Annotated in this window: 24 protein-coding genes, 1 tRNA gene and 1 pseudogene; 12 read left to right on the forward strand and 14 right to left on the reverse strand. The window is 64.6% G+C overall.

Annotated elements, in window-relative coordinates; translation table 11 throughout:
* The 3 genes from ACRECS_RS21335 to ACRECS_RS21345 form a co-directional block, all read right to left on the reverse strand.
* Positions 1-1204 (reverse strand): ATP-binding protein (locus ACRECS_RS21335; protein ID WP_431584976.1); only part of this gene is annotated, 1204 nt, incomplete at its 3' end.
* Between the two features lies 1 nt (position 1205).
* A complete protein-coding gene (locus ACRECS_RS21340) occupies positions 1206-1883 on the reverse strand; it encodes a response regulator transcription factor (protein ID WP_431584977.1) in 678 nt (225 codons plus the stop codon).
* 96 nt (positions 1884-1979) lie between these two features.
* Positions 1980-2237, reverse strand: coding sequence for a hypothetical protein (locus ACRECS_RS21345; RefSeq protein ID WP_431584978.1), 258 nt, complete (start codon positions 2235-2237; stop codon positions 1980-1982).
* Between the two features lie 142 nt (positions 2238-2379).
* Between ACRECS_RS21345 and ACRECS_RS21350 the strand changes: the two genes are divergently transcribed.
* The 3 genes from ACRECS_RS21350 to ACRECS_RS21360 all read left to right on the forward strand — a co-directional run bounded on the left by ACRECS_RS21350 (position 2380) and on the right by ACRECS_RS21360 (position 5259).
* Positions 2380-3888 carry a YifB family Mg chelatase-like AAA ATPase gene (locus tag ACRECS_RS21350; RefSeq protein ID WP_431584979.1) on the forward strand — a complete coding sequence of 503 codons (1509 nt, stop codon included), beginning with the start codon at positions 2380-2382 and terminating at the stop codon, positions 3886-3888.
* A gap of 685 nt (positions 3889-4573) precedes the next feature.
* A complete protein-coding gene (locus tag ACRECS_RS21355; RefSeq protein ID WP_431584980.1) occupies positions 4574-5110 on the forward strand; it encodes a DUF805 domain-containing protein in 537 nt (178 codons plus the stop codon).
* 64 nt (positions 5111-5174) lie between these two features.
* Positions 5175-5259 (forward strand) — tRNA-Leu (locus ACRECS_RS21360).
* Between the two features lie 103 nt (positions 5260-5362).
* Here the strand turns inward: ACRECS_RS21360 and ACRECS_RS21365 are convergent.
* Positions 5363-6361 (reverse strand): zinc-dependent alcohol dehydrogenase family protein, encoded by a 999-nt coding sequence (locus ACRECS_RS21365; RefSeq protein ID WP_431584981.1) that lies wholly within the window; start codon positions 6359-6361, stop codon positions 5363-5365.
* Between the two features lie 86 nt (positions 6362-6447).
* Here ACRECS_RS21365 and ACRECS_RS21370 point away from each other — a divergent pair, with 86 nt between their 5' ends.
* Positions 6448-6804, forward strand: coding sequence for a winged helix-turn-helix transcriptional regulator (locus ACRECS_RS21370; protein ID WP_431584982.1), 357 nt, complete (start codon positions 6448-6450; stop codon positions 6802-6804).
* 30 nt (positions 6805-6834) lie between these two features.
* Here the strand turns inward: ACRECS_RS21370 and ACRECS_RS21375 are convergent, their stop codons facing one another.
* On the reverse strand, positions 6835-7695 hold the full coding sequence (locus ACRECS_RS21375; RefSeq protein ID WP_431584983.1) for a LysR family transcriptional regulator: 861 nt from the start codon (positions 7693-7695) through the stop codon (positions 6835-6837).
* A gap of 80 nt (positions 7696-7775) precedes the next feature.
* Here ACRECS_RS21375 and ACRECS_RS21380 point away from each other — a divergent pair, with 80 nt between their 5' ends.
* From ACRECS_RS21380 to ACRECS_RS21390, 3 genes are all read left to right on the forward strand, one after another.
* Positions 7776-8807: an arginase family protein gene (locus ACRECS_RS21380; RefSeq protein WP_431584984.1), complete on the forward strand. Its 1032-nt coding sequence runs from the start codon at positions 7776-7778 to the stop codon at positions 8805-8807.
* Positions 8808-8890: 83 nt separating this feature from the next.
* Positions 8891-9253 (forward strand): hypothetical protein, encoded by a 363-nt coding sequence (locus ACRECS_RS21385; protein ID WP_431584985.1) that lies wholly within the window; start codon positions 8891-8893, stop codon positions 9251-9253.
* Positions 9210-9689 carry a TolB family protein gene (locus ACRECS_RS21390; protein WP_431584986.1) on the forward strand — a complete coding sequence of 160 codons (480 nt, stop codon included), beginning with the start codon at positions 9210-9212 and terminating at the stop codon, positions 9687-9689. The genes ACRECS_RS21385 and ACRECS_RS21390 overlap by 44 nt, the downstream gene beginning before the upstream one ends.
* Before the next feature lie 9 nt (positions 9690-9698).
* Here ACRECS_RS21390 and ACRECS_RS21395 read toward each other — a convergent pair whose 3' ends face one another.
* The 4 genes from ACRECS_RS21395 to ACRECS_RS21410 all read right to left on the reverse strand — a co-directional run bounded on the left by ACRECS_RS21395 (position 9699) and on the right by ACRECS_RS21410 (position 14163).
* Complete coding sequence (locus ACRECS_RS21395) at positions 9699-11300, reverse strand: alpha-glucosidase (RefSeq protein ID WP_431584987.1); 1602 nt, start codon at positions 11298-11300, stop codon at positions 9699-9701.
* Entirely contained in the window at positions 11300-12652 is a 1353-nt protein-coding gene (locus tag ACRECS_RS21400) for a HAMP domain-containing sensor histidine kinase (RefSeq protein ID WP_431584988.1), read from the reverse strand. Before ACRECS_RS21400 ends, ACRECS_RS21395 begins: the two co-directional genes overlap by 1 nt.
* Positions 12649-13368: a response regulator gene (locus ACRECS_RS21405; RefSeq protein WP_431585018.1), complete on the reverse strand. Its 720-nt coding sequence runs from the start codon at positions 13366-13368 to the stop codon at positions 12649-12651. The genes ACRECS_RS21400 and ACRECS_RS21405 overlap by 4 nt, the downstream gene beginning before the upstream one ends.
* A gap of 96 nt (positions 13369-13464) precedes the next feature.
* The gene (locus tag ACRECS_RS21410) at positions 13465-14163 is read right to left on the reverse strand and encodes an EF-hand domain-containing protein (RefSeq protein WP_431584989.1); all 699 of its coding nucleotides are present in this window, start codon (positions 14161-14163) and stop codon (positions 13465-13467) included.
* Between the two features lie 303 nt (positions 14164-14466).
* Between ACRECS_RS21410 and ACRECS_RS21415 the strand changes: the two are divergent.
* A pseudogene (locus ACRECS_RS21415) lies at positions 14467-14724 on the forward strand (energy transducer TonB); the annotation flags it as partial.
* Positions 14725-14727: 3 nt separating this feature from the next.
* Here the strand turns inward: ACRECS_RS21415 and ACRECS_RS21420 are convergent.
* Both ACRECS_RS21420 and ACRECS_RS21425 read right to left on the reverse strand, forming a co-directional pair.
* Positions 14728-15504 (reverse strand): thioesterase family protein, encoded by a 777-nt coding sequence (locus ACRECS_RS21420; RefSeq protein WP_431584990.1) that lies wholly within the window; start codon positions 15502-15504, stop codon positions 14728-14730.
* A complete protein-coding gene (locus ACRECS_RS21425) occupies positions 15501-17027 on the reverse strand; it encodes a class I adenylate-forming enzyme family protein (protein WP_431584991.1) in 1527 nt (508 codons plus the stop codon). The genes ACRECS_RS21420 and ACRECS_RS21425 overlap by 4 nt, the downstream gene beginning before the upstream one ends.
* 123 nt (positions 17028-17150) lie before the next feature.
* Between ACRECS_RS21425 and ACRECS_RS21430 the strand changes: the two genes are divergently transcribed.
* Both ACRECS_RS21430 and ACRECS_RS21435 read left to right on the forward strand, forming a co-directional pair.
* Positions 17151-17765: a glutathione S-transferase family protein gene (locus ACRECS_RS21430; RefSeq protein ID WP_431584992.1), complete on the forward strand. Its 615-nt coding sequence runs from the start codon at positions 17151-17153 to the stop codon at positions 17763-17765.
* Positions 17762-18559: an SDR family NAD(P)-dependent oxidoreductase gene (locus ACRECS_RS21435; protein WP_431584993.1), complete on the forward strand. Its 798-nt coding sequence runs from the start codon at positions 17762-17764 to the stop codon at positions 18557-18559. Before ACRECS_RS21430 ends, ACRECS_RS21435 begins: the two co-directional genes overlap by 4 nt.
* 183 nt (positions 18560-18742) lie before the next feature.
* On the opposite strand, the gene ACRECS_RS21440 is transcribed toward ACRECS_RS21435, so the two are convergent.
* Complete coding sequence (locus ACRECS_RS21440) at positions 18743-19024, reverse strand: putative quinol monooxygenase (protein WP_431584994.1); 282 nt, start codon at positions 19022-19024, stop codon at positions 18743-18745.
* Between the two features lie 207 nt (positions 19025-19231).
* Here ACRECS_RS21440 and ACRECS_RS21445 point away from each other — a divergent pair, with 207 nt between their 5' ends.
* Both ACRECS_RS21445 and ACRECS_RS21450 read left to right on the forward strand, forming a co-directional pair.
* On the forward strand, positions 19232-20653 hold the full coding sequence (locus tag ACRECS_RS21445; protein ID WP_431584995.1) for a M20/M25/M40 family metallo-hydrolase: 1422 nt from the start codon (positions 19232-19234) through the stop codon (positions 20651-20653).
* A gap of 34 nt (positions 20654-20687) precedes the next feature.
* Complete coding sequence (locus ACRECS_RS21450; protein WP_431584996.1) at positions 20688-21059, forward strand: nuclear transport factor 2 family protein; 372 nt, start codon at positions 20688-20690, stop codon at positions 21057-21059.
* Positions 21060-21096: 37 nt separating this feature from the next.
* On the opposite strand, the gene ACRECS_RS21455 is transcribed toward ACRECS_RS21450, so the two are convergent.
* Together ACRECS_RS21455 and ACRECS_RS21460 are read right to left on the reverse strand one after the other, a co-directional pair.
* The gene (locus ACRECS_RS21455; RefSeq protein ID WP_431584997.1) at positions 21097-21777 is read right to left on the reverse strand and encodes a ferredoxin; all 681 of its coding nucleotides are present in this window, start codon (positions 21775-21777) and stop codon (positions 21097-21099) included.
* 26 nt (positions 21778-21803) lie between these two features.
* The gene (locus ACRECS_RS21460) at positions 21804-23021 is read right to left on the reverse strand and encodes an MFS transporter (protein WP_431584998.1); all 1218 of its coding nucleotides are present in this window, start codon (positions 23019-23021) and stop codon (positions 21804-21806) included.
* Between the last annotated feature and the right edge of the window lie 208 nt (positions 23022-23229).

A 23229-nucleotide genomic window follows, 5' to 3' on the forward strand; every position in this document is an offset into this window, starting at 1 on the left:
GCCCGAAGTGTCGGATCACGGCCTCGTGCCGGTCGGCTGGAATGCCCGGCCCGTTATCGGCAACGATCACTTGCACTGCGTGAGCGGTCCTTTCCAGTGCCAGGTCGATCCGTGTCCCCGGCGGCGTGTGGCGGATGGCATTTTCGACCAGATTGACCAGCATCTGACGCAACAGGTTGATGTCGCCTCGGATCATCGTCGCTGGGAGAGTGCCGATGGTCAGGCTGCGCTCGGCGTCTTCGGCCACGACCTGCAATGATTCACCCACTTCCGCCGCCAGCGCGCCGAGGTCGAACGGGGCGAAACGCTCGCGGCGATGCCCGCCCTCAATCTCCCACAGTCGCAACAGGCTGGAGAAGAGGTCAAGCAGCTGGTCGGTCTGTGCCAGCGCGTCGTCGATCTCGCCTTGCAGCGGATTGCCGTCGGCATGCCGCGCCATTGCCGCGATCTGGCCGCGCAGCCGGGCGAGGGGACTCTTCAGTTCATGCGTCACGTCGCGCGCGGCGTGCTTGATGTTCGCCATCAGCGCGTCGATCCGGTCGAGCATGCGGTTAAAGGCTTCGGCCTGACGATCGAATTCGCTGCGCGATCCGTCGAGCGGGATCCGGCTGCGCAGGTCGCCGGCGATTACCGCGCCGACGGTGTGCTGCATCGCACGCATCCGTCCGCCGATCGCCAGTGCTATACCGACCGCGCCGCCGAGCACGATCAGTGCCGTGATGCCCAGCCCGATCAACAGCGTGTTGGCGAGTAGCCGGTCGAATGCGACCTCCTCGTCATTGTCCGAGACCACCACCAGCGTACCGCCATTGGTCAGGCGCCGGACCAACGCGCGGCCATGGGCGACACCATCGATCTGCGCTTCTTCGCCGAAGTTCGAATAGCCGGTCGGCAGGAGCCGGTGCGGCCGAAGCGTTCCTGCCAGACGCTGCCCCGCCTTGTCGGTGAGCAGATAGAAGAGATCGGCGGTGTCGTGGTTGCTCTGAGCGGCGATGATGCGCGCGGCCATCGCCGCCATATCGTCTCCCGCGCCGGCGATCGTCGACGCCTCGCCTGCCAGACGTCGATCGACTTCCCATTCCAGCGCATTGTGGACGACGGTGTAACTGGCCGCCCGGACGGCGGTCAGGGCGATCAGGAACAGCGCAACAAAAATCGCGAGGATCGCACGCAGGGATCTGGGCCTGATCCTGGGGCGGCGCACCTCAGCCCTGATCGCTCAACCGATAACCAACACCGCGGATGGTCTGGATCGGATCGCGCTCGCCGGGCAAATTGATCTGTGCGCGCAGCCGTCGGATATAGGATTCGGCGATGTTGGTGGTCGGCTCGAAATCATATTTCCAGACATTCTGGTACAGCATCTGACGCGTGACGATGCTGTTCGTGTTGCGCACCAGTTCGCACAGCACCTGGAATTCCAGCTTCTGTAGTTTAAGCACGCGGCCGGCGCGGGTGGCGCGATATTTGACCTCGTTTACCTCGATATCCCCGGCGGTCATGATGCCGGATTCATTCGCACGCGCGGCGCGCCGCGCGATCGCCCGCAACCGCGCATCGATTTCCACCGCCGCTGCCGGCTTGACCAGATAATCGTCCGCGCCGGCGTCGAGCCCGACCAGTCGCTGGTCGAGATCGCCCAGCGCAGTCAGCATGATGATCGGCATGTCGAGCCGGCGTTCGCGCAACAATCTGGCGACCGCCACCCCGTCGACATAGGGTAGCATCACATCGAGCAGGATCGCATCGACCTTGTCGTCCGTCGCAATGGCCAGCGCGGCGCGCCCGTCCGGCGCAACGACGGTGTCGTGCCCTAATTCCGCGAGATCGGCGACGAGCTGCTTTGCCGCGCGTTCGTCATCCTCGACGACAAGAAGTCGCATCATGGTCGCCCTGGTGTGAGTCGTATGGGTGCAATCCCACCTTTGTCGGCCGGATTCAAATGAACTATGACAGGAAGTAGGGCGCGAGTGGGATACTCAATCGAGGACCGACATGCGGTGGCTCGCGAACCAGCTCTGGACCAGCGCTTCGACATCCTCGACGCCCAGGCGCTCACCGGCGCATTTGATCCACAATGCTCCCCGTTCCGCCGCATCGCGAAAGCGCAGGCTGCGTGCCAGGATCATGATCGGGCCGCGCGCCAATTCGGTGTTGTGGCAGATGGTGGTGCCATCGACCTCGACCCGGTCGAGCCGATAAAGAATGGCCTCTGCTCTCATATCGGGTACCGGCATTTGGTCTCCACACGCTCGGCATCAAAGACTGAAGACGGAACCGATCGACGGATCCCGTATCCGGCCCAATTGCATAGGCGGTATGCCCTATTCCGCTGCGCCATAAACCGGCTACCAATGGGATTCCAGCGGGGAGAGGCGAATGGTTTCGGTCGTATCGACGGTGGCGTATCTGGGGCTCGAGGCGCGCGCGGTCGAGGTGCAGGTGCAGCTCATTCCGGGCCTCCCCGCCTTCAATATCGTCGGGCTCGCCGACAAGGCGGTGGCGGAAAGCCGCGAACGGGTGCGCGGTGCGATTGCGGCGATGGGCTTGTCGCTACCGCCCAAGCGAATCGTCGCCAATCTATCGCCCGCCGACCTGCCCAAGGAAGGCTCGCATTTCGACCTTGCCGTCGCGCTGGCCCTGCTCGGCGCAATGGGCGTGGTCGATGCCGAGACGCTGGCGGATTATGTGGTGGTCGGCGAACTCGGGCTCGACGCGCGGATCGCGCCGTCGCCTGGCGTGCTGCTCGCGGCTTTGCATGCGTCGGAAATCGGCAAGGGCCTGATCTGCCCCGCATCGCAAGGGGCGGAAGCCGCCTGGGCCGGATCGATCCAGGTGATTGCGGCGCCCGACATCCTGTCGCTGCTCAATCATTTCAAGGGGCACGGTCTTTTATCTTCGCCCGAACCGGGTGAGGCCGAAGAGGCGGTGCACGGCCCTGACCTAGCGCAGGTGAAAGGGCAGGAGACCGCCAAACGCGCGCTGGAGATCGCGGCGGCGGGCGGGCACAACCTGCTGATGGTCGGGCCACCTGGCGCGGGCAAGTCGCTGATGGCGGCCTGTCTGCCCGGCATCCTCCCGCCGCTTGACCCGGCCGAGGCGCTGGAAGTATCGATGGTGGGATCGGTCGCTGGGACGCTGAACGGTGGTCGGCTGACCCGCACTCGCCCGTTTCGCGCGCCGCATCATTCGGCATCGATGGCGGCCCTGGTCGGTGGCGGCCTGAAGGTGAAGCCGGGCGAAGTCAGCCTGGCGCATCTCGGCGTGCTGTTCCTCGACGAACTGCCGGAATTCCAGCGCGCGGTGCTCGATTCGCTGCGGCAGCCGCTGGAAACCGGCACGGTCAGCGTGGCGCGTGCCAATGCTCATGTCACTTTTCCAGCGCGGGTCCAACTGGTCGCGGCGATGAATCCGTGCCGTTGTGGTCATCTTGGCGATGCCGCGCTTGCCTGTTCACGCGCACCGCGATGCGCGGCGGATTACCAGGCCAAAGTGTCCGGGCCACTGCTCGACCGCATTGACCTGCATGTCGATGTCCAGGCGGTCAGCGCCGCCGACCTTGTATTGCCACCGCCGGCGGAGGGGTCGGCCGAGGTCCGCACCCGCGTCGCCGCGGCGCGGGTGGTGCAGGCAGTACGATATGCTGACCATCCGGCGCGGACCAATGCCGAGATTGACGGCACGCTCCTGGAACAGGTCGCCACCCCTGACGAGCCCGGCCGCAAGTTGCTTGCGCAGGCCTCTGAGGCGATGCGCCTGTCGGCGCGCGGCTACACCCGCATCCTGCGCGTGGCGCGGACCATTGCCGATCTGGCCGGGAGCGAGGGGGTAGGGCGGATCCATGTGGCGGAGGCTCTGAGCTATCGGCGGCAGGCGCCGCGGAGCTGAAGCGACCACTTTCCATTCCCTGCTGGGATCAGCCCAGACCTGCTGCAAGAGCTCCGATCAGTACCGCCACGGCCCCCAGGAGCAGCCATATGGCAGAGACAAAGCCGTAAACAATCGCCATGGCGGGGTTAGTCGAGACGGCTGCGGCAGCGGCCACCACGGCAAGTGCTACGGTACTGGCGAATGTCGCACTCCAACCGGCGCCCACAGCACACCGAACAGCAATTGGATCAGCGCGAACGCAAACGAACCTGCAATAATGGCGGCCATCAACCGGCGAAACGGCGTTGGTTTCCCGGCAAGTGTGGCGACTTTGTGGCATCTTTCTACTCGTCTGCGCACCAGTGCATCCTATGGCGATCATCGACTTGCGGCGATGTCCGCGTCTGCACCGCTGTCTTGCGAACTGCCCGCAATGCGTTACGCTGACCATTCCGTGCCGGGAAGTACGGGAGTCGCAGGGGGCTGCATGGGTAAAGTGTTCTTGCCGCCGAAGCATTATGCGGATTTCAGTTGCGCTTGCGCCGCTCGGAAGATCGGGTCTTCGTACCGAGGTTCTTCTTGCTCTACCTGAGCCTTATGGCCTCCATTTTGGTCGGCGTCGGACCCATGCCGCACGGGCAGGATTAAGAGTGCGCGACCTTTCCATCATCTTATTGAGTCAGACACACAGAGGAGAGACGACATGGAATGGATGATTCTGCCCCTGAAGAAATATTTCCAGTTCAGCGGTCGTTCGCGGCGCAAGGAATACTGGATGTGGATATTGTTCCTCATCATCGTTAGCATTGTGTTGATGATTCTCGACTCGTTGCTAGGCCTTGGTGGGCGTAGCGCATTCTCGACGGCGCCGGCTGGCGCCGGGAGTGCCGGCTTAAGCGCCTTCACTTCGGGTGGAATTCTCACCAACATCTTTACGCTTGCGACGTTCATTCCCGGCCTTGCTGTCAGCGTACGGCGGTTGCACGATGTCAATCGTAGCGGCTGGTGGATCCTGGCGGTATTCGTGCCGTATCTTATCGGCTTTACGCTGCTGCTTGGTGGCGCCTTTGGCGGCGGTGGCGCACTGCTGCTGGTTGGCGGCATCGCGATGCTGCTCGGTCTTCTTGCCGGGATCCTGCTGTTGGTCTGGATGTGCACCAACGGCACCAACGGCCCCAACCGCTTCGGCGACGATCCGAAGGGCGACAGCGCCGAGCAACTTGCCGAAACTTTCTCCTAAACTTATGCGGCTCCCGCCCGGCGGCTTGCCGGGCGGGAAAAGCTGGTATAGGCAACCGCGCGTTGCGGGCGTGGTGGAACTGGTAGACGCGCCGGACTCAAAATCCGGTTCCGAAAGGAGTGTCGGTTCGATTCCGACCGCCCGCACCATCCTTTTTGGGACACGCCCTCAGTTCATGGCGGTCCTGACATCATAAGACGATTTCCTCGACGACATCGGCGGCGCCCGGAGTCGACGCCGCCGTCCCGGCCGTCAGGCGATCCTAATCGCAATCTTGCCCTGATGACCCGCGCCGCGCAGATGGGCAAAGGCCGCATCGGCCTGGTCGAACGCAAACACCTCATCAATAACAGGGCGGATGCCCGATGCGATCGCCGCGCGCAGATCGGCGACGGCACCGACGTAGACGCCGCGCACCGCGACCGCCTTCATCAGGATCGCGCCGGTATTCACCGAGCCGCCAAAGCCGGTCAGCACGCCGACCAGCGCTACCTCGCCGCCATAGCGCACCGCGGCGAGCGCCTGATCGAGTGTGCCTGGCCCGCCAACATCCAGCACGAAGTCCACACCCGCGCTACCGGCGATCTCCGCTGCACGAATGCCCCATTCAGGCGTGGTGCGGTAGTTGATCAACTCGTCGGCTCCAAGTGCGTGGGCGCGCTCGAGCTTGGCATCCGAGCTGGAGGTAGCGATCACACGTGCGCCGGCCGCCTTGGCCAGTTGCAGCGCGAAGGTCGAGACGCCGCCGGTTCCTTCAACGAGCACAGTACTGCCCGGCCGGATGCCGCCACCGCCGAACAGGCACGCCCAGGCGGTGACGCCGGCGCAAGGATAGGCGGCCGCTTCCTCGAACGACCAGGTGTCGGGGAAGGGCACCACGCCACCGGCGGGAACCGCGATCCGTTCGGCCAGTACGCCATCGACAAAGCCGCCGCCCAGCGCTCCGGCCTGCTTCGCGGCGGTGAACGCGCCATCGGTCCAGTTCGGCATGAAACCGATCGCAACGCGTTCGCCGATGCGGCGGTCAGTCACGCCTTCGCCGATCGCCGAAATCACGCCTGCGCCGTCCGATAGCGGGATCAGGTCGGCCCGTTGCGTGCCGCCGTAACGCCCTTGGCGTACGATCGTGTCACGATAGTTGAGCGTCGCTGCCTTGAGATCGACGACCACCTCACCGGCGCCGGGCAGGGGGTCGGGTTGTTCGACAAGCAAGAGCGGTGTGTCGGTGTCGGTCAGTCGATAAGCGCGCATGGGTAATCCTCAGCTGTTGAAGTGAGGCTGGACGTAGTGCGCCAGGGTCGATAGCATCAGTACGTACGAAAAGAGCATGTACTATCATGAATGATACTACCTCCAATCTGCGCCGTCGTGCCGGGCGTACCGGCTGCGCGGTCGAGGCGACGATGAGCGTGCTGGGTGGCATCTGGAAACCGGTGCTGGTCTTTCACTTGTTGCCGGGAAAGGTGCGTTTCAATGCCTTGTGCCGGCTGACTCCGAACGCAACCGCGCGCATGATCACGCTGCAGCTGCGCGAGCTGGAAGCCGATGGCATCATCCGGCGGATCGTCTATCCCGAAGTCCCGCCCAAGGTGGAATATGAACTGACTGCGCTGGGCCGTACGCTTGAGCCGATCCTGCTCAGCCTGCGCGATTGGGGCGAGGCTTTTCAGCGCCGCCACGCTGACGCCGCCTGATCTGGAACACCGCGATGCCGCCGGTGTGGTTCAGGTTCGCGCGCAGAGCGCGATCAGCCAGTCGATAAAGGCGGGGCGCCCCTCCACCGCGCGGTAAACGACGAAATAGCTCATGCCGTCGTCCAGCATATGAGAAAAGGGCTGGATCAACGCGCCGCTCGCGAGCAGCGACTTGAACAGCGCAGGGGTCAGCAGCGCCACACCTTCTCCCGCAACCGCTGCTTGCGCCAGCAGGTCCTGAGTCGGGTATTCGGTGGTGCCGGTCATCATGCCGGCCGGGTCTACACCTATGTCACGGAACCAGGTTTCCCAGCCGCGATCGGTGATCAGCGGACCCCGGAGCAGATTGGTGGGATGGTCACAGCCAATCTTTCGCGCAAGTGCAGGGGAGAGCATCGGCGTACGGTTCAGCCTGAGCAGGCATTCCTGCGCCAGCCCCGGCCATCCACCGGGGCCGCTGCGGATTGCGATATCGCAGAGCCCAGGCTCGATTGCCCGCATGGATTGCGTCACGTCAAGGCGGATCGGCCTTTCGCCAGCCTGTCCGCGATACCCGGCCAGAAACGGCGTCAGGAAACTGGCGAAGGTCGGGGTGGTGCTGACCAGCAGCGGCCTTTTTTCGGGATCGCGCACCGCATCCACCGCGATGCGGATGCGCGCGAGAATGTCGGCCATGTTCGATGCCAGCCTGATGCCAACTTCGGTCGGGCGAACCTGTGGACCATAGCGCACGAACAGCGGCTGGCCGATCTCGCGTTCTAGGTTGCGGATCCGCAGGCTGACCGCGCCCTGGGTGATGCCGAGTTCCGCCGCGGCGCGCGTGAAATTCAGATGCCGGACACAGGCGTCGAGCGCGCGCAGCGAGTCAAGCGGCGGGAGGCGGGGCGGCATCCTCTAGCATTAGCCATGCTCATCATGAATGTCGCTATTGATCGTTATCGACGCGCGGGCGTTCCGGTTAGAGTCGGGCGATGATATCCTTGCCGTTCAACCCCGGTGTGACGCGCCGCTCGCTTCTTAGCGGCATGATGGTGAGCGCGCTTATGCCTGGATCGACATTACCTGCCCGCTCGCCCACCCCCGCAGGCATCGCGCTGATCGAGGCGCCGACCAGTCTCGGATTGCGACCGCTCACGTCGGGGCACGAACCCGGTTGCTGGCGCGCGCCCGCCGTCTTGATGCGGGCCGGGCTCGGCGAAGAGCTGCGGCCGCGGCGGCATGTGGTCCTGCCACATCCCATCTATCGGTTTACGCGTGATCCGGCATCGACGATCCGCAACGGCACTCGCCTGCGCGCCTATTGTGAGCAGATCGGCGATACCGTCGCGGCTACACTCGGCGATGGCCTGTTCCCGCTGGTGATCGGCGGCGATTGTAGCATCCTGCTCGGCTGTCTTGCCGGGGCGAAGCGGAGCGGACCGTGCGGTCTGATCCATGTCGATGGCCATGCCGATTTCTATCATCCGGGAAATTATGACGGAACAGCGCCCGGGTCGGCGGCGGGGATGGACCTTGCGCTGGCAACCGGGCGGGGCGAAGCCCTGCTGGCGCGGTGGGGGGAGCCGGCGATGCCGCTGGTCGATGACCTGCAGGTCGTGCAGATCGGAGAGCGCGAGAGCGATGTTCCGGATTATTCCTTCCCGGACTACCGGACTTCGCCGATCCATAAGATCACGATCGAATCTTTCCTGCGCGGTGGGCCGGCGGAGGCAAGCGCTCAGGCGCTGGCCAGATCGACCGGGCGCATCTGGCTGCATGTCGATGTCGATGTGCTCGATCAGTCGATTATGCCAGCGGTAGACTCGCCCGGCAGGCCGGGTATGACATTCGATCAGCTCAGTAGTTTGATCCGGACGCTGCTCGCATCAGACAGGCTGGCGGGCGCGGATATCGCGATCTTCGATCCGGAACTCGACCCGACCGGGGCGATCGCGAAGCGGCTGGCGGGCTGCATTGCTGCGGGCTTTCACGCCTTTCGGACAGCGCATATACCGGCGGGGTGAGTCCGTTTCGCTTCTTGCTCCTGGCCGGCGTGCTGATCAGTCACCCAGCGGCTTCGCGTGATGATGTGGTGCCGTGGACGCCCATGGGAATCGCATCGGATCTGTTCGAATCTCATGCCGCTGTCGATCCGGTGACCGGCGCCCTGTTCTTCGTGCGCAGTGCGCCGGATTTCTCCGGCTGGCGCATCCTGACGAGCCGCTGCTCGCCGATGGGCTGGAGGCCGCCGGTCGATGCGCCCTTTGTCGGCGACGGGGTCGAGGCCGATCCCTGGTTCGAGCGTGGCGGGCGCGGGCTATGGTTCATCTCGACCCGCTCGACTGATGGCGTGCGTCGCAAGGACCTTGATGTCTGGCGTGTCGGTCGCGATGCGCAAGGGCGTTGGGGCGTTGGGGCGTTGGGGCGTGCCCAAGCGCCTGCCGGCGCCGATCAATTCGACCGGCAATGAATGGTTTCCGCGCATCGGCAAGGACGGCTGGCTCTATTTCGGGTCCGATCGTTCCGGTGGCCTGGGCAAGACCGATATCTGGCGCGCACGCCGCAACGGCGCGCGCTGGATAGTGGAGAATGCCGGGCCGGCGCTCAACGGGCCGGGCGATGAATATGAAGCATTGCCGGCACCTGATGGCCGCTCGATGATCCTGATGGCGAGCGATGGCTTGTATCTCAGCCATGCGACGCGAACCGGATGGTCGAAGCGGGTCAAGCTCGGCGCGGCGATCAACGCCACCGGCTCGGAGATCGGGGCGCTGTTCTCGCCCAGCGGCAACTCGCTGATGTTCGCGCGTGACCTGAAGGGGCAGCGCAGCGGGGAGTTCTTCGTCTGGCATATTCATGGGCGAGAAGCATGGCCGCCGTCCTGCCCGGGCGCGATCGCCCGATAGCTTCCGCTTTTACACGGTCCGTTCCGCGATCATCGCCGCGAAGCCGCCGAGGCGCCAGCCTTTGGCTTGCCCCACGCCGTCAATCTTGCACCACACCTCCGGTGCCGGGGGCCGCCAGTCGATCGGGTCAGCCGAAAGGTTGAACAGGCAGAGCAGGCGCTGATCCGCCGTCGCACGTTCGAAGGCGAGGACTGTGTCCGATGCCTCGATGATGGTCAGCGTGCCCGCCATCAGCGCTGCATGGGCATGACGTAGCGCAATCAGCCTGCGCGTGACGTGAAGCAGCGAGAGCGGGTCGCTCTCCTGCCGGTCGACCGCCAGTGCCTCGTGATCGGGGCCGAGCGGTAGCCATGGTTTTGCGTCGGAGAAACCGGCATGCGGTGCGCTCGCGCGCCACGGCATGGGGGTGCGTACGCCGTCGCGTGACAGGGTCAGCGGCCAGTTGGCGATTGCCTCGGGATCGCGCAGATCCTCGAACGCGGTCTCGACCTGAGTCAGGCCGAGCTCCTCACCCTGATAGAGAAAGACATTGCCGCGCAGGCACAGCAGCAGCGTGATTTTCATCCGCGCGAATGCCGCCTGATGTTCCGGCGGTGCCCAGCGCGATACGGCGCGGGGTGCGTCATGATTCTCGAACGCCCAGCTCGGCCAGCCCATGCCAGGCGTATCGGGCCATTCGGCGAGCGCATCGCGCACTAGCGCCGGGGTCAGGGCAGGGGCGTAGAGGAAGTTGAAGCCATAGGCGCTGCTCAACCGCCGATCACCCGCCGTGAAGGCATGCATCTCCGCCTCGGGTGCAGGACCGGCCACCTCCGCCACGGTGAAGCGATCGCCGTCATAAGTGTCGATCAGCGTGCGGAGCCGTTCAAGCAGTAGGGGGATGCCCGGCTGGCTCTGATTGTGGAGGTGCTGTTGGTAATCGAACGGGCGCGTGCGTGGGCCGGTGTCGGGGGCCGGCGGATTATCGGTCAGTGCCGGGTCGTGCAGCGCGAAGTTGATCGCATCGATGCGGAAGCCGTCAACGCCGCGATCGAGCCAGAATTTTGCGATCTCCAGCGTCGCATCCTGCACCGCCGGATTATGCTGATTGAGCTGCGGCTGCTCGCTCAGGAAATTATGCATGTAATATTGCCCGCGCCGCGCGTTCCAGGTCCAGGCCGGGCCGCCGAATACCGATTGCCAGTTGTTCGGCGGCGATCCGTCGGCTTTCGCGTCTGCCCAGACATACCAGTCGGCACGGGCGTTGCTGCGATCGGAGCGGCTTTCGAGAAACCAGGGATGCCGGTTCGAGCTATGCGCATAGACCTGATCGATGATGACCTTCAGCCCCAGTGCATGCGCCCGGGCGACAAGCGCATCGAAATCGGCGAGCGTCCCGAACACCGGGTCGACATCGCAATAGTCCGACACGTCATAACCGAAATCGGCCATTGGCGAGGTGAAGAAGGGTGATAGCCACACCGCATCCACACCGAGCGACGCGACATGGTCGAGATGCCGGGTAATGCCGGGCAGGTCGCCGATGCCGTCGCCATTGCTGTCAGCAAAACTGCGCGGATAGACCTGGTAGACCACTGCACCGCGCCACCAGGGAAGGGTGAGCGCCACCATCAGCGCGGCAACACGATGATCGCGTTGAGCCCGCCCTCGGGCCGGTTCTCCAGCCGGATATCGCCGCCGGCATCGCGCACGATCGCACAGGCCAGCGCCAGGCCGAGGCCGATCCCGCCGGTCTCCTTGTTGCGCGATGTTTCCAGTCGCGTGAACGGATCGAATACGTCGGACAGCCGATCCTCGGGAATGCCCGGCCCCTTGTCGGCTACGACGATGCGCACCTCATGCGCGCTGCTGATCACACTGACCTCGGCGCGAACACCGTATTTGACCGCATTCTCGATCAGATTGCGTACCGCGCGGCGCATCAGCGACGGGCGCAGCCGCATCTGCAGCCGCGGCATCTCCGCGAAGGTCACGTCGTGGTCGAGGTCGCGGAAATCCTCGACCACCGCATCGACCAGCGCGGCGAGGTCGACTTCGGTCGGCGGCTCCGACGGACGACCGAGCCGTGCCAGCGAGAGGATGTCGTCGAGCGTGCGGTTCATCTCCTCGATCGTATCGGCCATCTTGTTGCGATCGGTATCGTCCTCAACCGATTCGATCCGCACGCGCAGGGCGGCGAGCGGCGTGCGCAGGTCGTGCCCGATCGCGCCGAGCATGCGGTCTTTCTCATCGAGCATGGCGGTAACGCGCAGCCTGAGCGCGTTGAACGCGGCGATCACGTCGCGCACATCCTGCGGCCCGCGCGGTTCGATCGGCACATCGGCCTCGCCTGGCTTGAAGGTTCGTGCCGCCGCCGCCAGCGAGCGCAGCGGGCGCGAGATGCGCCGCCCGATCCACAGCACCGGCAACAGGACGATGCCGTACAGGATCAGGGTCTGGGCGATCAGCGACCAGAACAGCGGCGCTTCGCTGCGCTTCCAGGGCGTGTTGAGCACCAGCCAGCCGCGGCCCGGCTGCTCCGCCGCAATGATCAGTTCGCCGCCCATCCGCGCGAAACGGCCGGCACGGCGCGGCCCGAACCGGTCGAGATGCGGATCGTTCGGGTCGACTGGCCGGACGCTGGTGGTGAGGCTGCGGAAGTGAAAGCCGGCCTCGGTCAGCGCCTCCTTCATGTTGCTTTCGACATCGCTCACTGGCGGACCGGTGGAGGGGGACGGGGGCTGAGCCATCAGCCGGACCCCGCCGCGCAACCGCTCATCGGGGCGCAAGGGTCCGGCATTGAGGCGCTCGCTCGCATCAACGAAGCGGGTCACGGCGGGACCGATGACCAGTTGCAACTGCAACTGGCGTCGTCCTTCGAGCAGCAAGGCGAAATTGATCGCCTGGGCGACGAACAATCCGATCGCGACGAGCAGCGCAATCTGTCCCGACAGGCTGTGCGGCCAAAGCCGGAGCCGCTTCACAATCGCGTGACTTCGGCCGCCAGCGTATAGCCGCCGCCCCAGACCGTCTTGATCAGGTCAGGATTCTTCGCATCGAGCTCGATCTTGCGGCGCAACCGGCTGACCTGATTGTCGATTGCGCGGTCGAACGCGGCGGCCTCGCGACCCTGAGTCAGGTCGAGCAGCTGATCGCGGGTCAGCACCTGGCGCGGCCGCGTCACCAGCGCGAGCAGCAGGTTATACTCGCCGGTCGACAGCGGCACCGACACGCCCTCGCGGTCGACCAATGCACGTTCGCCCGATTTCAGCACCCATCCGGCAAAGGCGAACGATCCGCTGTCGGGAGCGTGCTGACGTGTGCCGCCGGCAGCGGCGCGCCGCAGGATAACCTTCACCCGCGCGGAGAGCTCGCGCGGTGAGAAGGGCTTCACGACATAATCGTCGGCGCCCATCTCGAGCCCAACGATGCGGTCGGTCTCCTCGCTGCGCGCGGTGAGCAGGATGACCGGAATGTCGCTGGTCTCGCGAATGTGGCGGCACAGGCTGAGGCCGTCCTCGCCGGGCATCATGATGTCGAGAATGACCAGGTCGATGGCATAGGCGGTCATGCGCGTGCGTGCGGCCTCGGCGTCGCCTGCCTGGGTCACGCGGAACCCCTGCTTGGTCAGATATTGCGCAAGCGGTTCGCGGATCGAGCGCTCGTCATCGACGAGCAGCAGGTGCGGCGTGTCTCCCATCGGTTCGGGACTTAGCATGATAATTCCCAAGTGAAAGCGCCGGGCGGGCAACGGAGGAGGACAGGCCGCCCGCCCGGCAACCGATCAATGGGGGGATTATTGATCGGTATCTGGTTTGGATCCATCCGCGCCGGGCGCTGGCGGCGCGTCGCCGGCACCACGCCATTTGCCACGCGCCGCCTTCATCTTGTCGCGGCCGGCCTCCATCTCGCCCTGATCGATGAAGCCATCGCCATTGGCGTCGAGTTTTGCGAAGCGCTTGTCGTCCTGCACGCGCATTTCGTCGCGGCTGATTCGGCCATCGCCATTGGTGTCGATGCGTTGCAGCATCTTCGCGCGATGATCGCCGCGCGGGCCGCCCGTCGCTGCACTCGATGCGGTGCCGGGCTGATCGCTCATGGCGCCGCGCCGTGCGCCTCTCGCGTCGCGCCTCGCCTGCATCTCGTCGGCCGAGATCTTGCCGTCGCCATTGGCGTCCATTTTCGCGAAACGCTCACTGGCCTTGGCCAGATAGGCGGCCTTAGTCATTGGTGCGGCGGCGTCGCCACCCGTGGCCGCCTCGCGCCCGGGGCGCCGCATTTCGTCACCGGCGATCTGGCCGTCGCCATTGGCATCCATCCGGGCAAAGCGTGCCTCGGCCTGAGCCATATATTCGGCGCGCGAGATGCTGCCGTCCCCATCGGTATCGGCGCGCATCATGCCCGCGCCCCGCCCGGTCTGGCCAGGCGGGTTGGCGGTGGCGACGCCGGCCAGCGCCGTGCTGGCGAGTGCGGCGGCGATCAGCAGCTTCTTCATGACAATTCCCTCGCAACGTCAGACGGGATCATCCGCGCCCTGAACAGCCTAATGCATCGGGGGTGTCGCGACGCTGTGTCAGCGGGGCGGAGAATTGTCGCAAATTGTCGCAGACAGCGCGTTTCTCGTGGCTCGAATACAAGGCGCGATACGATAATTCTGTCACCAATCTAGCTTGGGGGCAGCATGTTTGCATTGATGATCATCATGTCGTTGGTGCAGTCCACGCCGTTGGCGGAGGAGGTGGTTACCCCACTGAAACCGCGCACCGACCAAGGGTATTAGTTTCCGCAGGATTCCTATCCGAAGGAAGCGCGCAAGGAGCAGGCCGAGGGCAGCGTGTCGGTCGAGCTCGATATCGATGCGACCGGAATGCCAACCGCCTGCAGGGTGATTGTCTCAAGCGGCTTCGCGTCGCTGGATGATCATACCTGTCGGGTCGCGATGCATAATGCGCGGTTCAAACCGAAGCGCGTCAATGGTGTTGCGGTTCCGACTAAAACGTGGATCAGAAACGTCGTCTGGCGCAGGTCTGATGGGATACGGGGAAGCTCCCGCTAACGGTTAGGCGAAGATGGCCACGCTTTGCGCGCCCTGTGCGATCGGCAAGCCTTCAGCGTTCCACATCGTCATGATCTGGCTGGAGCAGCCATTGCTGGCATGATCCGACTTGGCCGACAGCAGCCACCAGCCATCGGTGGTGGTTGGCATCGGGGTCAGCAAGTTGATGATCCAGGTCAGCGAGCTGATTGGGGCAGGGGTCTTACCGAGCAGCTTGAATGCGGCGGGCGGCAAGGCGTCGGCCAGCGCCATCACCTGCACCATCGGATCGAGGGCGTCAGGCGCGCGCAGCCGGGCCCAGCGCAGCCATTCCGCTTCACCTGTGACTTCATCTTTCAGGTCGAAGAAGTTGAAATTGCCGGTAAAGAACTCCTCCGGCCCGGTGTAGAGCTTCGTGTCGAGGCCCGGCGGACGCAATGCGGTGGTGAGGCCGCCTTCGAGCTCAATGCGCGACTCCTGGTCCGACATGAATACGAAGGTCGCGCGGTAACCGAGCCCGGCGTCGGATATGATGTCCGCCTGGATGAATGCCGCGTTACGCCCGCGGCGCAGCTTCGTCGCGGTGACGGTGACCTCGCCCGACAAGGGGCCGATGAACGCGATCAGCGCCGATCGCAGCGGCGGCAGATCGGGCTCACAGCCTTGCGCGGCATGCAACGCGAGCGCGCTCGACAGGCCGCCATAGGTGGTGCGCCCCTGCAGCCAGCCGGCCGGGATCGTGACGCGGAATCCGCCCTCGACCGGCGTGACGCCGGCGAGGATGTCGGCCAGCGCTGTCACGCCGCGCTGACCGCCAGCCGGTCGCGCAACTCGCGCTTCAGCACCTTGCCGATCGCGCTGCGCGGTAGTTCGTCGATCGCGTGCAATTCGGCCAGGCGCTGCGTCTTGCCAAGCTGCGCATTGGTCCATTCGCGGATCTCCTCGGCACTCGCCGCGACGCCGGTGTGCGGCACATAGAAGCCGACCGGCGTCTCGCCCCACGTCTCGGACGGCACGCCGATCACGCTGCAATCGGCGACCGCCGGATGCTGCGACAGCACCGCCTCCAGGTCGGTCGGATAGATGTTGAACCCGCCCGAGATGATCAGGTCTTTCTTGCGGTCCATCAGGATCAGAAAACCGTCTTCGTCGAAGCGCCCGACATCGCCGTGGCGGATATAGCGATTGCCCTCGGCGTCGAACCATTCGGCCGCCGCCGACGCTTCCTTGCGGCCATGATAGCCGGTCATCATGGTCGGCGACCGGCCGACCACTTCACCCATCTCCCCCGGTGCGACCTCATTGCCGTCATCGTCGATCAGGCGGATCTCATGGCCAGGCATGGGCTGACCGACGGTGTGGAGCTTTTCCGGGAACATGGTCGCGATCAGCGCAGTGGAGGCGCCGCCCTCGGTCATGCCGTAATATTCGACCAGCAGGCCGGGCCAGCGCTTGATGACATCGGCCTTGAGCGCGGGCGAGAAGGGTGCGCTGGTGCAGGTCTTGAAGCGGAAGCTCGACAGGTCGAAACTGTCGAAATCGGGTAGCGCCATCAGCCGCTGATACTGCACCGGCACAAGCATGGTATGCGTCGCGCGATGGCGTTCAGCGAGCTGCAGATAGCCGCGCGCATCGAACTTCTTCAACAGCACCGCGGTCCCGCCACAGCCAAGCGTCGGCAGGAAGCTGACCAGGGTGGTGTTCGAATAAAGCGGGGTCGCGACCATCGTCACCGCGTCGCTGAACCCGGCCGCCGCGTTGCGCGAGATATGCGCCCAGCGCATCGCATGGCTCTGCACAATGCCCTTGGGCGTGCCGGTGGTGCCCGAGGAATAGATGATGTTGAAGCCGTCCTCCGCCGCGATCGCCACCGGCTCAGGCGCCGCGCCCTCGGGTGCGAGCCAGGGGCCGAGCGATTTCAGATGCACCAGCTTGCCCGGAATACGCTGTCCGACGAGCGTCGTCGCGGCATCGGCGTCGATGAAGGTGATCGGCGCCCCGCAATCGGTGATCATCGCAAGAATCGCCTCGCCGGTCGCCGAGGGGGCGAGCGGCGTCGCGACACAGCCGGCACGCAGCGCGCCAAGGAACACGGCGGCATATTCTATCGAGGCGGCGGCGACGATCGCCACCGAATCCCCCGGTTTGACGCCGTCGCGCTGCAGGGCGGCGGCAATGCGGTCCATCAAGGCATCGAGCCCGGCATAGTCGAGCTCACCGCCCGCCTCGGCAAGTGCGAGCTTGTCGCTGCGCTCGGCGGCATGAGCACGGATCAGGTCTGGCAGAGTCGCGAAATCACTCTCGAGCAGGGCGGCGGCGGTCATGATCTCTCCCACAAACTCTACGAATTCCCAATGTTCGATCCGCTAGGCCAAGGGCAATGAAAATGCCATACGCACCGTTCGAAAAACGAATCTGTCGACGCGATACCCCGGGGGTGAGGAACAATGCTCTTCTACGACGCGGTCAATCCTGCGCCCAATCCGCGCCGGGTACGCATCTATCTTGCCGAAAAGGGGCTGAGCGTTCCCACCGAGATACTGTCGATCGTCAAGGGCGAGCATAAGGGTGAGGCGTTCCGCGCGGTCAATCCGCTTGGCCAAGTCCCGGCGCTGAAGCTCGACGATGGCGGCGTGATCACCGAAAGCGTGTCGATCTGCCGCTTCTTCGAGGCAATGCATCCCGATCCGCCGATGTTCGGGCTGGGGCCGAAGGGCGTGGCCGAGGTCGATATGTGGACCCGGCGGATCGAGCTGCGGCTGATGGTCCCGCTCGCCATGGTGTGGGTGCATACCCATCCCTTCACCGCGCGTGTCGTGAAGCCGCAATATACCGAGTTCGGTGAAAGCCAGCGTCCGCGCGTGCTGGCGGCGATGGCGGAATTCGACCGCGCCCTGCAGGGGCGCGACTGGCTTGATGGGAAAGGATATTCGATGGCCGATATCGTGTTACTGACGACGATCGATTTTGCCCGCTTTGTCGGGATCTCTATGCCGGTCGAGCTGGAAGCGCTTCGCGACTGGCACGACAACGCCTCCGCGCGCCCGAGTGCTGACGCATGAGCGGCGCGATGAAGGGCTCGGTCGCGATCGTCACCGGCGGCGGGACGGGGATCGGGGCGTCGGTCGTGCGGCGGCTTGCCGAGCGCGGCGTCCACTGCGTGATCAACTATGCTTCGAGCCGCGACGACGCCGAGGCGCTCGCGGCCGAAGTCGGGGAAGGCGCGATCGCGGTGCAGGGCGATATCGTCGAGGATGCCGCGTGCCGCGCGCTTGCCGCGGCGGCGCTCGAGGCGTTTGGGCGGATCGATTTCCTGGTCAATAATTCGGGGCGGACCAAATTCGCCAGCCATGAGGATCTCGACGCGCTGTCGGCCGAGGATTTCATCGACATCTACCGACTCAACACGATCGCGCCGTTCCAGATGATCCGTGCCTGTGCCGCCGCGATGAAGGACGGGCCGCACAGCGCGGTCGTCAATGTCGCGTCGGTCGCAGGCGTATTCGGCAACGGATCCTCGGTCGCCTATGCCGCGTCGAAAGGAGCGCTGACGACGATGACCAAAAGCCTGGCGCGTTCGCTCGCTCCAGCGATCCGCGTCAACGCCGTCGCGCCGGGCTATGTCGGCACCGGCTGGTTCGAGAAGCGTCTGGGCGAGGTGGGCTTTGCCGCGCTCAACGCGCAGATCGCCTCGAAGACGCCAATGGCGATCGCGCCGGGCCCTGATGATATCGCCGGACCGATCGTCATGCTGCTCGACCCCGCGAGCCGGGTGATCACCGGTGAGACGATGTTGCTTGATGCCGGTGCGCATCTCGATGTCGGCCTGTCGCGCCGGCCGGGGAAGGAAATCTAGGGTCGGTCGATGGCCGCGGGAGCGCACTGCTCTGATCTCAACTCGTCTTCCCCGGCGAAGGCCGGGGCCCAGTCGAGGAGCAGATGTCTGGCTCCCTTGCGCTCAGCGACAAAGGCCTTCCCGCCTGGACCCCGGCTTGCGCAGGGGAAGCAATGAAGGGGTCAGTGGTAACGCATTCTGAAATTAGAACGGGCTTTCCGCCTTGTCGGTGCGAAACAGGCTGACATAGGTTTCACGCCGGCTGATATCTGGCGGATTGGCGATCTTGCGCCAGGCATCGAGCGAGGCCTGATCCTCCCAGCGCTCGAAAACGTTGATCCGCTCCGGATCGATCGCATCCGCGCTGATTGCAATGTCCAGGCAGCCATGATGGGTTCGCGCCCGTGCCACCATCGGCCCGTGAGCCGCCACGGCGTCGTCCCGCGCATCAGCGGCGGTGCGGGTGTAGCCGGCGATGATGATCATGATCTTCTCCCATTGTCGGTGCGACAACGGGCTTGATCTTAGTTATTTTATATAACTAAGCAATGGGCTGACCGGTGTCTCGCGGAATATTTGCCGCTATCGACGGCAATCCAGCTTGTCGGCCCCGGTTCGCTTCGCCAGACTGCGACAGCGCTGACAGACTCGAATTCCCGGCAGCGCGCACCAGCCCGAAAGGACCGTCCCAGCATGAAGGCCCGCAGCCATTTCGCGTCGATCACGCTCGCCGCATTGCTCACCACCAGCGCGATGCCGGCCCAGGCCGCGCCGTCGGATCCCCGTGCCGGCGAGCCGGCCTTTCGCGCGCTGTACAAGGAACTGGTCGAGACGGATTCGAGCTGGCCCGACGGCAGCTGCACCCTGGCGGCCGAGCGGATGGGCGCGCGGCTCAAGGCGGCGGGCTATCCGGCCGGGGATGTGACCGTGATCGTCGATCCGGCGCATCCGAAGGAAGGCAATCTCTCCGCCATCCTGCGCGGCAGCAACGCGAAGCTGCCCGCGCTGCTGCTGCTTGCTCATATCGATGTGGTCGCCGCGAAGCGTGCCGACTGGACTCGCGATCCGTTCACCATGGTCGAGGAGAATGGCTATTTCTATGGGCGCGGTACCTCCGACGACAAGGCGATGGCGGCGGCCTTCACCGATGCGTTGGTCCGCTTTCGGCAGGAAGGAGATAAGCCCAAGCGCACGATCAAGCTTGCCCTGACCTGTGGTGAGGAGACCGAAAAGGCGCTGAACGGCGTCGAATATCTGCTCAGGAACAAGCCCGAGGCGCTGGCCGCGGGATGGGCACTGAACGAAGGCGGCGGCGGGTCGCTGGACGAGGCGGGCAAGCCGGTCAGCAATGGGGTCCAGGCGGGTGAGAAAGTCTATCAGGACTTCACCTTCGCCGCGACCGCGCCGGGCGGGCACAGCTCGCGCCAGGCACCACATTTCAATGCGATCGGCTGGATGGCGGAGGCGCTCGCCCGGGTGAACGCCTATGATTTCCCGGTCAACCTGACCCCGGCCGCCAAGGCCTATTTCGGTGCGTCGGCGCCGCTCTATCCCGCCCAGACTCAGGCAATGGCGGCAATCGGCACGGGCAAGGCAAGCGAGGCGGATTATGCCGCGGTGTCGGCGGCGAACCCGAGCTGGAATGCGACGCTGCGCACCACCTGCATCCCGACCATGATCTCGGGCGGCCATGCCACCAATGCGCAGCCGCAATCGGTGAGCGCGAACGTCAATTGCCGCATCATCCCGGGCGAAGGTGCCGACACGATCCTCGCCAGACTTGCCGAACTTGGCGGCGATAAAGTGAAGGTCAGCTTTGCCGATCCACCCCAGGCCGGATCGCCCGCGCCACCGCTGACGCCGCAGATCATGGGGCCGATCGAGGCGATCTCGAAGGATATGTGGCCCGGCGTGCCGGTGATCCCGCGCCTCGCCACCGGCGCGACCGACGGGCGTTTCACCAACGCCGCCGGCATCCCGACCTACGGCGTGTCGGGGATGTTCTCCGATCCCGACGGGCAGGGCGTGCACGGCCTTAACGAGCGGATCAGGGTCAAGTCGCTGATGGATGGACGCGCCTTCCTGTACAGGCTGGTCAAGGCCTATACGCAGTGAGAACTTCGGGTTTCGTAGCGACAGGAGGCTTAGGGTGAGGGATAGTTCGCGCTTTGCCGCCGAGTGGTGCGATGCTTGGAATGCGCATGATCTCGAGCGCGTCCTGAGTCATTTTCATGACGATGTGGTGTTCACTTCGCCGATCGCCGCTGCGATCCTGCCTGAGACGCGCGGTGAAGTGCGCGCGAAAGAGGCGCTGCGCGCCTATTGGGCAGAGGGGTTACGGCGCATTCCCGACCTGCACTTTACGGTCGAGCAGGTCTTTGCCGGGGTGGACACGATCGTCATCCAGTATCGCAACCAGAAGGGCGTATCGGTCAGCGAAGTGCTGATCTTCGATGGTGACAAGGTGAGAAGCGGGCACGGTACTTATCCCGTCGGCGCGGAGAATCCGGCGGGGGCGTGAACTCGCGCGGGGGGATTAAGCTGATGCGGCGCTGTCGTTAATAGGGTGAATGGAAGCCTTTCCCACCGAGACTAAGTTGGGCGGCGGTCAGCCACTCAATCTCCTGATATTTTTGCGCTGCTCGAAGCCAGTCGTCCAAGATTCGCGCAAGGCCCTTGAGCGCGTCAGGAAAAGCAGGCTTCAGAGAAATCACTCTTAATTCATTGATGAGCGAGGCTTCAAAAATGACCGAATGGAAATTCCATTCGAACCACGAAAGAGTGACGGTGCGTGGCCATAATGTGGCTGGCATGACCTTATAGCGGTTGACGCCAGAGAAATCCGATTGACCGCGAAGATATTGGCGAAAGGCCGATGCCAGACTTTTCGCGCTCATGCCGTCGGCAGACAATCCGGGCGGACGAAAACGCACCCGATCACGTCGCAACTCGGAATAGCCGGCCGCTTTCGCGCCATCAACGAGGTCAGCTAGTCCGGCTTCGCCGAGCCGCCTCAATATGACGTCGTTATCCCCTCGATATCGGATGCAATCGACTTCGCTCGATGCCATCGCTTCAACAGTTTTATCGATCTCGCTGGACGTGTGAGGCTGACGGATAAAGGAGCAATGATGCTCGCCTGTATGGAACAGCTCGGGGGCGATGTGTTCTGGAACGCCGCAAAGTAGGCAGCATTCTGCCTCGACGTAGAAGGGGTCGGGGGATGCGGTAGACACCATAGGAACTTTATAGAACGGCTTAGACCCTACGCAACCGGCTCCGGCGGCGGCACGCGGTCGAGCACTTTCCACATGATCGTGCCGAGCGCCGTCAACGCCAGCACGCTCGCGACCAGGAACGCGGCGCCGGGAAAACCCCGATCGACCCCGGTCGCCAGCGCCTGAGTGAGCAGCAGCGGCCCGAGGATCTGCGACACGCTGCCCATGCTGCCGATCCCGCCCTGTAGCGCGCCCTGGCGCGTCGCATCGACCATGCGCGAGAGCAGGCCGTTCATCGCCGGGAAGACCAGCCCCGAAAAGGCGCTGAGCAGGAACAGGGCATAGGCCTGCCAGCTGGCGGTGATGAAGGCGAAGATGAGGAAGGTCAGCCCGCCGCTGCCCAGCCCGATCACGAGCGCGCGCCGCTCGCCGATGCGCGCGATGATCCGGCCCGACAGGCCGGCCTGGAAGATCACGCTGATCAGTCCGACAAAGGCCAGGCTCCAGCCGATCTCGGCCGGGCTCCAGTGGAAGCGGATCGCCGCCCAGAACGCCCAGGTCGCGGGATAGACCATGTGCGCGAGTTGCCAGAAGAACCAGGCGAGCAGCAGCGGCGCGGCGTTGCCGGCGGCGAACAGCGGGCGGAATGCGCCGACGATATGCGCGTCGCGCAAGTGGAACGGACGGCGATTTTCCGGCGCGAGCGTCTCGGGCATGGCGACGATCATCGCCACGGCGTTGAGCAACGCGAGCACGGCGGCGGCAACGAACGGCGCGCGCGGTCCGAAATCGGCCAGCAGGCCGCCGATCGCCGGACCGATGATGAAGCCGACGCCAAAGGCTGCGCCGATGAACCCGAACACGCCGGCGCGCTTTTCGGGCGGGGTGACATCGGCCAGCACTGAGCTGGCCGGGCCATAGACGGCGCCGGCGATCCCGGCGATCGCCCGGCCGAGGAACAGCCAGGCGAGCGTTGGCGCGACCGCCATCAGCGCATAATCGGCAGAGAAGGCGAGCATCGAGGCAATCAGCACGACCCGCCGCCCGAACCGGTCGCTGAGATTGCCGAGCACTGGCCCGGCGAAGAATTGCGTGAACGCGAACACCACCAGCATATAGCCGGCGATCCGCGTCGCCTGTTCCAGGTCGACATGGCCGAGGTGCGTGATCAGTTCGGGAAAGACCGGCATGACAATGCCGAAGCCGATTGTATCGACCAGCACCGCGGCAAGGACGATCGGTACGGCGCGGTGTTCGAATCGCATGACTAGCTCCCCTGCGCGGCTCTTTAGCGGGTGAGTGGGGTGGTCACAAAGGTGGAGATGGCGTGGACGGTCGCCAAACCATTGCCGTCACCCCGGACCTGTTCCGGAGTCCACCGTGCCGCAGAAATTGCGAGGTCTTCTGATGCGGGGCGGTGGACCCCGGAACGGGTCCGGGGTGACCATGGGATTTTGGGTCATCCCTTTACCC

Source organism: Sphingomonas sp. (assembly GCF_050725575.1).
GTDB lineage: Bacteria > Pseudomonadota > Alphaproteobacteria > Sphingomonadales > Sphingomonadaceae > Sphingomonas.

What these genes read in the sequence shown, in the direction of transcription:
- ACRECS_RS21430 (WP_431584992.1), top strand. Translation starts at nt 17,151, where the DNA reads ATGCTCTTCTACGACGCGGTCAATCCTGCGCCCAATCCGCGCCGGGTA.
- ACRECS_RS21345 (WP_431584978.1), bottom strand. Translation starts at nt 2,237, where the DNA reads ATGCCGGTACCCGATATGAGAGCAGAGGCCATTCTTTATCGGCTCGAC.
- ACRECS_RS21370 (WP_431584982.1), top strand. Translation starts at nt 6,448, where the DNA reads ATGAATGATACTACCTCCAATCTGCGCCGTCGTGCCGGGCGTACCGGC.
- ACRECS_RS21355 (WP_431584980.1), top strand. Translation starts at nt 4,574, where the DNA reads ATGGAATGGATGATTCTGCCCCTGAAGAAATATTTCCAGTTCAGCGGT.
- ACRECS_RS21440 (WP_431584994.1), bottom strand. Translation starts at nt 19,024, where the DNA reads ATGATCATCATCGCCGGCTACACCCGCACCGCCGCTGATGCGCGGGAC.
- ACRECS_RS21385 (WP_431584985.1), top strand. Translation starts at nt 8,891, where the DNA reads ATGGGAATCGCATCGGATCTGTTCGAATCTCATGCCGCTGTCGATCCG.
- ACRECS_RS21455 (WP_431584997.1), bottom strand. Translation starts at nt 21,777, where the DNA reads ATGGTGTCTACCGCATCCCCCGACCCCTTCTACGTCGAGGCAGAATGC.
- ACRECS_RS21350 (WP_431584979.1), top strand. Translation starts at nt 2,380, where the DNA reads ATGGTTTCGGTCGTATCGACGGTGGCGTATCTGGGGCTCGAGGCGCGC.
- ACRECS_RS21375 (WP_431584983.1), bottom strand. Translation starts at nt 7,695, where the DNA reads ATGCCGCCCCGCCTCCCGCCGCTTGACTCGCTGCGCGCGCTCGACGCC.
- ACRECS_RS21425 (WP_431584991.1), bottom strand. Translation starts at nt 17,027, where the DNA reads ATGACCGCCGCCGCCCTGCTCGAGAGTGATTTCGCGACTCTGCCAGAC.
- ACRECS_RS21460 (WP_431584998.1), bottom strand. Translation starts at nt 23,021, where the DNA reads ATGCGATTCGAACACCGCGCCGTACCGATCGTCCTTGCCGCGGTGCTG.
- ACRECS_RS21380 (WP_431584984.1), top strand. Translation starts at nt 7,776, where the DNA reads ATGATATCCTTGCCGTTCAACCCCGGTGTGACGCGCCGCTCGCTTCTT.
- ACRECS_RS21340 (WP_431584977.1), bottom strand. Translation starts at nt 1,883, where the DNA reads ATGCGACTTCTTGTCGTCGAGGATGACGAACGCGCGGCAAAGCAGCTC.
- ACRECS_RS21405 (WP_431585018.1), bottom strand. Translation starts at nt 13,368, where the DNA reads ATGGGAGACACGCCGCACCTGCTGCTCGTCGATGACGAGCGCTCGATC.
- ACRECS_RS21445 (WP_431584995.1), top strand. Translation starts at nt 19,232, where the DNA reads ATGAAGGCCCGCAGCCATTTCGCGTCGATCACGCTCGCCGCATTGCTC.
- ACRECS_RS21435 (WP_431584993.1), top strand. Translation starts at nt 17,762, where the DNA reads ATGAGCGGCGCGATGAAGGGCTCGGTCGCGATCGTCACCGGCGGCGGG.
- ACRECS_RS21410 (WP_431584989.1), bottom strand. Translation starts at nt 14,163, where the DNA reads ATGAAGAAGCTGCTGATCGCCGCCGCACTCGCCAGCACGGCGCTGGCC.
- ACRECS_RS21395 (WP_431584987.1), bottom strand. Translation starts at nt 11,300, where the DNA reads ATGGTGGCGCTCACCCTTCCCTGGTGGCGCGGTGCAGTGGTCTACCAG.
- ACRECS_RS21365 (WP_431584981.1), bottom strand. Translation starts at nt 6,361, where the DNA reads ATGCGCGCTTATCGACTGACCGACACCGACACACCGCTCTTGCTTGTC.